This is a genomic window from Dietzia sp. IBK-p2-16D (assembly GCF_057773085.1).
This window is the reverse complement of the sequence record NZ_JBYMTL010000011.1, coordinates 1-7,233: the sequence shown is the minus strand read 5'-3', so window position 1 is coordinate 7,233 and position 7,233 is coordinate 1. Positions and strand designations below refer to the sequence as shown.

The 7,233-nt window shown below is 61.3% G+C and carries 3 protein-coding genes and 1 pseudogene; 2 read left to right on the top strand and 2 right to left on the bottom strand.

Annotated elements, in window-relative coordinates:
* Together AC3DE3_RS17065 and AC3DE3_RS17060 are read right to left on the bottom strand one after the other, a co-directional pair.
* Positions 1 to 734: pseudogene (locus tag AC3DE3_RS17065) on the bottom strand (hypothetical protein); the annotation flags it as partial.
* On the bottom strand, positions 731 to 1,246 hold the full coding sequence (locus tag AC3DE3_RS17060; protein ID WP_488370818.1) for a hypothetical protein: 516 nt from the start codon (positions 1,244 to 1,246) through the stop codon (positions 731 to 733). The pseudogene AC3DE3_RS17065 and the gene AC3DE3_RS17060, both read right to left, overlap by 4 nt.
* Before the next feature lie 1,401 nt (positions 1,247 to 2,647).
* Here AC3DE3_RS17060 and AC3DE3_RS17055 point away from each other — a divergent pair.
* Both AC3DE3_RS17055 and AC3DE3_RS17050 read left to right on the top strand, forming a co-directional pair.
* Positions 2,648 to 3,556 (top strand): hypothetical protein, encoded by a 909-nt coding sequence (locus AC3DE3_RS17055; RefSeq protein ID WP_488370817.1) that lies wholly within the window; start codon positions 2,648 to 2,650, stop codon positions 3,554 to 3,556.
* Positions 3,541 to 7,029: a DEAD/DEAH box helicase gene (locus AC3DE3_RS17050; protein ID WP_488370816.1), complete on the top strand. Its 3,489-nt coding sequence runs from the start codon at positions 3,541 to 3,543 to the stop codon at positions 7,027 to 7,029. The genes AC3DE3_RS17055 and AC3DE3_RS17050 overlap by 16 nt, the downstream gene beginning before the upstream one ends.
* The last annotated feature ends 204 nt before the right edge of the window (positions 7,030 to 7,233 follow it).

Genomic DNA, 7,233 nt, shown 5'->3' with positions numbered 1-7,233 from the left:
AACGCAACCTTTCGGGTTCGCTTACCCGAGTCGCCATCAGCGCGAACCTCGTTGTCGACCTGACGGACGTAGAACCGTGCGCGTGAGACCGCTGACTTGATCTTGTCGGGTTTGGATCCCATGCCTTCACCTACGGCGGCCAGGTCGAGGATCGTCTCATCGGCGACCATGTCACCGCGCCACTCTGCCAACCCAGGCCAGTCAATCGATGCTGCGATCAGGCTGTTGACGATCTCGGCCGTCCGTAGATTGCGTCTGTCCGCCAGCGCACGGTCTTCGTCAGTTCGGCTTGCGATGGCGGTGGCGAATTCGCCGTTGGTCATTGTTCGTGCTGGCAGATCCCAGAACGAGTCGAGACAGACCATTTGCGCGTGAAGCCAAACCCGAAACCTTGCCTCTTCGCGCTTCTTCGGATCGTCTTCGAACTCCGCGCGCGCTTCACTGTTGATCGTCATTCCCACCTTGCCTAACTGGTGGTCGGTCAACGAGTAGATCGTTCGGAGGATCTCCCGCACGGTCGTGGTTACCCCGATCTCCGGAATCAGGACCATTGCGACCAGGACGGCCTCGAGGGTGAACTGAGGGTGGCGGTGTGCCGGTCGTTGTGCGATCCCGTCCTCTCGCTGCCAGGCGATGATCATCTCCACTGCGTTAGACCGAGATACGAGATCGACTGCTGCGCTGACGCTGGTGTTGCGATAGCGACCAGCTTGGACCTCCTTTGCGTCCGTCATTTCGGGTCCTCCTCCCTGGCGTGATCAATCAATCGGAGGGTGTCTTCGATGCTGTAGGCGCCAAGCGAGCGCTCGATGTCCACGAACACGTCGGTGTTCCACGTGTCGGCCATCCGTAGCGACACCGCCAGGGGAAGAGCGAGCTTCGCCAAGCGCACCAGCCAGAGGTAGCGAAGCGCGCGAACCGAGAACCGGATATTGACGCCACGCTTACGCATGTGTTCTTGAGCTCGGTTTAGGGCGTTCTTGTCGGCGGACCCGATCAACAAATTGCTTCCGACGGCCTGGGCGCGAGCGAATAGATACTCGGCGGCATCGATGTCCAACGCCGGGACGATCCGCTGCCGGCCTTCACGATTGACTAACCGAACGACGATGCGCTCCTCGCCGTCAACAGTCTCGCAATAGACGTCATGCCCTCGCAGCGCTCGCAGTTCGCTCTCGCGCCCTCCCACCGCCAGACCGAACGCAATGCACAGTTGAGCCTTAGTCCTGATCCCGTCTGGGGCCACGGACAAAACGTGCCGCGCAGCCGCAAGGTCTCCTTCCGTCAGAGGGGAAAACCGTGGTTGTCGCGGCACCGGACCCGGACCGCGAGGCGGTCCGAACTCATGAGGGTGCAGCTGCCGCGCGGCTTCAACGAGGCGGCCGCGACGACTGCGGATGCTCCCAGCTGGGCTGCCGGCCGCGATTTCGCGTGCTGCCCAGCGATTGATCTCTGCGGCGCGCAACGCAGCCTCGGGGTCTAGATAACCGCGCCCATCGGCCCATGAGGCTAGGTACCGGGCCAGCTCGCCCAGCGCTGTCACGTCGTTGCGGTCCATCAACGGCGGAGGTGCTGCTAGCCGTAGTCGCATTGCATGCTTGCGAGCATCCACCGCCCAAGGACCTTCAACTTGCACCGCGGCCCGAGAAAGCCGCGTTCGTCTATCTGGGGTCGCGTGTGGTGAATCGGCGGCGACATCGAAACACTCCGCGACAGGAGACCCTGTCGCGCATGCCGGCAACCCGGTCGTGGGTTGTCGAGGCCACCTACCCACGGGATCTGACCCCCCGGACAGCGGCGACACGCCGGGAGCGAACATTGACTGCGAATTCTGCGTACGCCAACATAGACGTAGCTCCTTTCGATGGAGTCATGAACTGAAAGCGGTGCACTCGCATCGCATCCGGAGGCCGGGAGTTGCAGCTCCCGGCTTCTGCGATTTACAAGCGCCCGTATAGCCCTACGGGCCGCTCGGGGTACCACGCGCCCCGTCGCCATCTGAGTGCTGCCTTCTAGTGCCCCCTCCCCTCGGCGTCAACGCACCGTGTCGTAGATCACTGATAGACCGACCGTAGGCCGCAAGACTTGGACCACCTACGTAACACGCAGAAGTGTCGCGAAATTATTGCGGTTCCGGTTGACGATGCAGGTGCGCAAACAGCTTTAACAGGTAATATCCGGTGCATCGGAGTGCAAACACGCAATCGGCAGAATCTTTTCTGTCATACAAGGATGGTCAACCATGGCTGCTCTAAAGCCGGCGCGAGGCGATTCGGTCGCTGACCTACGACTCAGCCGCGCCAAGTATCCGACCACCGCGCCATGCCGGAATCCCGCCTGTCCGTCACTCGTGACGTTCGACGAGACCTCGCGAGGCGCCCCGGCACGTTTCTGCTCGGCCCGATGCAGGACCGAGTTCAGTCGAACAAGACGCGCCCTGAGGTCTGACTTCGCGCTGATTCAATCGCGGCTTGCTGGCCAGCCTCCTCAAGGCAAGCTCGCCCTCGAGCTGCGAGGTCAGCTGACTCACCTCAGATGGTTGCTGGGCTGCTACGACGGAGAGAACTAAGTCCTCCCATCCTTTTAGTGGCGGCAGCGAGCCCCTCGGGGAACTCACATGCTGCATACCTCGTCAGGAGGAGTTGCAATGCCCATCGGGAAACCGCCGGACGCTGTGCTGGCAAATCTCTCCGCTGCGGAGTCCGAAGAATTCGGTCGCACCCATCAGCGCCTAGTCGTCCAGGAGTACCTACCCGCGACGTACCACGACGGTGTCGCCGGGCCGAGCAAGTGCGAATGGACTTCCCGCGTCGCCGCCGACCTCACTGCCGGGGAGGTAGGTGCACTGGCCTGGGTTCTCATTGACTCTATTATGAAAGTCCGATTCGGGCCCGCCACCACCCTCTACGACACGTGGCGTCGGCACACTCTCGCAGGAACCAAACTGTCGTCGCCAGACAGGGAGACCGTAGCGGCATTCATCGAGCCCGTCTTCGGCCTGCCAGGCACACCGAAGAGCGAGGTCCACTTAAACGGGCATGTCGGTGAGTGGCTCTGGCACCTGCTCACCAAGGACAATGTGGCGGTGCGAGCCCAACCGGATCCCAAAGGGGCCGTCACCGATGGTGGCGCCGACGGGTTTTCCGTTTACGAGAACGCGGCGGGTGCGCTTCGGTTCCGCCTGTGGGAGAGCAAGAAGAACACCGGATCCGGGCCGCTGTCGACCAGCCTCAATACGGCGTACAAACAGATTGCCGCCTCGGGCCAGCGCTACGTCGCCCAAATTGTCGGCACTTTCGCATCAGGCAGTCACGACGACGAGTTGCTCTCCTTCATCTCCCTAGTGCCCGCCGCATGGACCCAGGGAGGCGAGATCGTCGGCGCTGGTGTGACGCTAGCTACCCACCAGCCGCTGCCAGCGAACCCTTTCAAGAAGATGAGCAAAAAGCTTCCGCTACTCGATAAACCCGGTCAGCTGCGTGGCCTGGCCACCAGCATCAACGGTTACGACGCCCTAGCGAAGACAGTGCGGAGGTACGCGTGGACCGCGCTCTAGCCGCTGAACATCTTAACGCAGCATTCGGCGACGACCAGCTAACCGAGCTCCCTACCGTCGCCGAACTCAGCAACCTCATCGCCGAACTCGAGATCGAGCTTGTCGCCGGTCTCACCGACACCGGATTCCGAACCGATCTCGCGCCGTTGAGGCGCACAGCCTGGTACCTGCACGGGATCGCCTCCACCGCCGACGGTTCTCAATATCCGCTTGAACAGCGCCGCCGCGCGTTCGCCATCAGCGCTCATGTCCTCGACCTCCTCCTGGAAGTCCGAACTGCACCAGATCACGAGAGATTCGCCAACGCGTTCGCTGCACAAGTCGGCTACCACCGCGCCGACGAGAGCCCCAACGCCAGCGCCATTTACCGCAAGATTCGCGACACCATGCGGGAACCGGCCGAGTTCACCAACAGCTCAGACGTCGCCTTCCAAGCCGGAATCATGTTTCTCGGCCTCGATATGGCCGACCTAAACCGGCGGCTAAGCACCTGGGCCAGGGCCGCTTCCGCGCTCACCCGAGCAACTGAGCTCGAAAGCCTCGACGGCACCATGTTTGGACCAACTCAGCGCCTCCTGCGCGGCATCGCAGACCTCGTCCGGTACTTACGCGAAGGCGGGGCAGACGCACTCGAAACCGCCCGCGGCCACTTGCGCCTCGTCGTTGACAACAAAGTCGGCCTCAGCGACCTCGACACCCGCTGGGTAGCCGGACACCTGATCACACTCACCGACGGGCTCGCCTACAGCAGCATCTGGGCAGTCCTCCCACCCGACATCCCCGCAGCCGTCAAGCAAGCATTCACTCTCGACCAGCAACCCATCTTGACTCTGTGGCCGCCACAGCGCAGCCTCGTCGGCCACACCACACTCAGTCCACTCAATCCAGCGACTTCCAGGCTGCTCATTTCCGTCCCGACCAGTGCGGGAAAAACACTGCTCGCCCAGCTCATCATCTGCGCTCACACCGCACGCGACGACCGTGACGTCTGTTATGTAACCCCGCTGCGGAGCCTAGGCAGAGAGATGCGCCAAGGACTGCGACCACGATTGCGTTACCTCAACCGACACCTCGGCGCCGATCTCCCTGACGGTTTCGGTGCCCAAGACTTCCTCGATGACAATGAAACTGAAGGACTGCCGAATGTCGAGGTCATGACGCCAGAACGGCTCATGAACGCGCTACGACAGAACCCTCGACAAGTCCTGAGCCGGTTCAGCCTTTTCGTCATCGACGAAGTCCACCTCATCGCCGATTCCGGTGGCCGTGGACTGCTCCTCGAAGGGCTGCTGTCAATTCTCGACGCCAGCGGGGCGCGACTCATTCTTTTGTCCGGAGTAATTGGTAACGCCGCATCTCTGGCCACGTGGACCTCCACCGAAGGATCCGAAGTACTGTTCACCGACGACTGGAGAGCTCCACGTCGACTGCACATCCTTATGGGAACAGAGAAGATCAACGAGAGCCGCACCGACATCCCAGCCCGCAAAGCCAATAGTAAAAGGAAGTCCCGGTACGACCTCCGTGCCCTTCTTGCGGTTCGACCCAACAACGCCGCCGTGCGGCACTTGGCCACCAGCGATGACATCCCTGTCGGTCAGCTTGTCGTCGGCCCCGACAACAAGCGCATATCCGGGAAGGGCAACACCTCGCCCAGTTACTCGACAACTGCGAAGACAGCAACGGTGTTGCTTCGTGCCGGCAGTCTCCTCATGGTCGTCTCCCACCGCGCGACTGCGCGGGACGCCGCAAAGGTCATGGCTGGCGAGTTGGCAGAGAATCCACATTCTCAAGGTCTCGCCGACGCTCTAGCCACGCGTCTAGGGGATGATCACCCCCTCGTCGGCACAGTGCGCAAGGGCGTGGCATACCACCACGCCGGGTTGCCCATAGAGGTTCAAGAAGCGATCGAGGATGCGATCCGAACAGAAAAATTAAAAGCCGTTGTCGCAACCAGCACCTTGACCGATGGTGTCAACCTTCCCGTTCGCACCGTTGTCATCGCGACCACCGAGTACGAGGGCCAAGACCCCGCGTTCCGAATGAGCGCCGCACAGCTTCTCAACGCCGTCGGCCGAGCCGGCCGGGCCGGGAAGGAGTCCGAAGGCTGGATCGTGCTGGCTTTGCAGAAGAATCTGACTGATGGCGACTTCGATCGGCTTACTCCTGGCCCGGACGAATTGGAAGTCCGCTCGACCATAGCCTTGCCATCCGCCATAGAGGCTCTCGCAGAGGCCGAAGCACTGCTGGCACAGACCCAAGACGCGATATTGCGGCTGACCCCCGACCAGGCGACCGGCGGGTTCGTCAACTACGTGTGGTTCATTCTGCACGTTCTCGAACAGGTACCCGACTTTGCGAAAACGAAGTCCTGGCGCGAAGTCGTAGAGCGTCTCTTCGCTTTCACCCAACTACCAAAAGACCTCAAGGAGCGGTGGCTGGCACTCGCTGAACTCGTCGCGGCCGAGTATGAACAAACAGCACCTGCGTCACGTCAACGCTGGGCGCAAGCAGGAACCAGCTTGGCATCAGGCTCCGTGATCGAGACGATCGCCGAGGGGCTTGCCGACCATGTACAAGAACGCGGCGACCTCGGTGAGCAAACACTCCAGGAAACTCTCGAGAGTCTCACCAACCAGGGCGTCTACAGTCAACTCCTGAGTCTGCCAGAACGAAAGACGTACTGGCGCTTCCGAAAGTCACCCAAAGGCGCATACATCGAGGTCGATGCCGACGCGGTAATTCGCGACTGGATCGCAGGACGAACCCTGACCGAGTTGGCCGACACCCACCTCACTGCGGTGCCAGAGTTGCCGTACCGACTGGAGCAGATGGTTGACGGGATCAGCGAAGGAGTACAGCATTATCTATCGTGGACCGTCGGTCTCGTCATCACTCAAGCCAACGACATTCTTTCGTCACGCCTCGCCCTTGCGCGGCTATTCGTCGGCACTGCGGCACACCTAAAATTCGGTGTTGATACATCCCTTGCCGTTGACCTCCTCGTTCGTGACATCAAGTCTCGAAGCTTGGCGCAGCGTCTAGGGCGCCTTGCGACAGATGCTGGACTTGATGGAGAGGGCTTACGAAAGCACCTGAGTGAGCGGCGTATCCAGGAGTGGCGGGCCGACTTCGAAACGACCCCGACAGATGTCCTAGACCTGCTCCAATACGTTCAGGGCAGCGACCGCCACAAGTTGGCTGAGATGATGGCGACAGGCGTTGCCACTGCTCAGGCTCGACTGGAGGTAGCGGAGTTCATCAAGCTGGCGCCGGTGACTGTCAACGCGTCCGAAGATGGCGACGAAATCATAATCTTAGCCGAAGATCGCTCCGTCATCGGAGTGATCGTGGCACGTGATCACGCCGGTGTCGCAGCGCTGCTCGACAGCGGGCTCCTACTCGACTTCACCCTTCACGGGACCACCGTGACAATTAAGCGTGCAGCCACCGGCCAACTCAGCTTCATCTGACCCGTCGCGACTGACCAAAGGCGCTGTTCGCACGTCGCGGAGTGGGCGGTCCTCGAGGCGGTCCTCATCTCCGCCCTTTACGCAGCGATCGGTGTAGGCGCCCTCATCACACCGTTCGCAACAGGTCGCATTGCCCGAGGCCTCGATGGCGGCGAGGGCTGCTGCACGGATAGGTGACATTTCAGATCACAGCACCCGACCGAC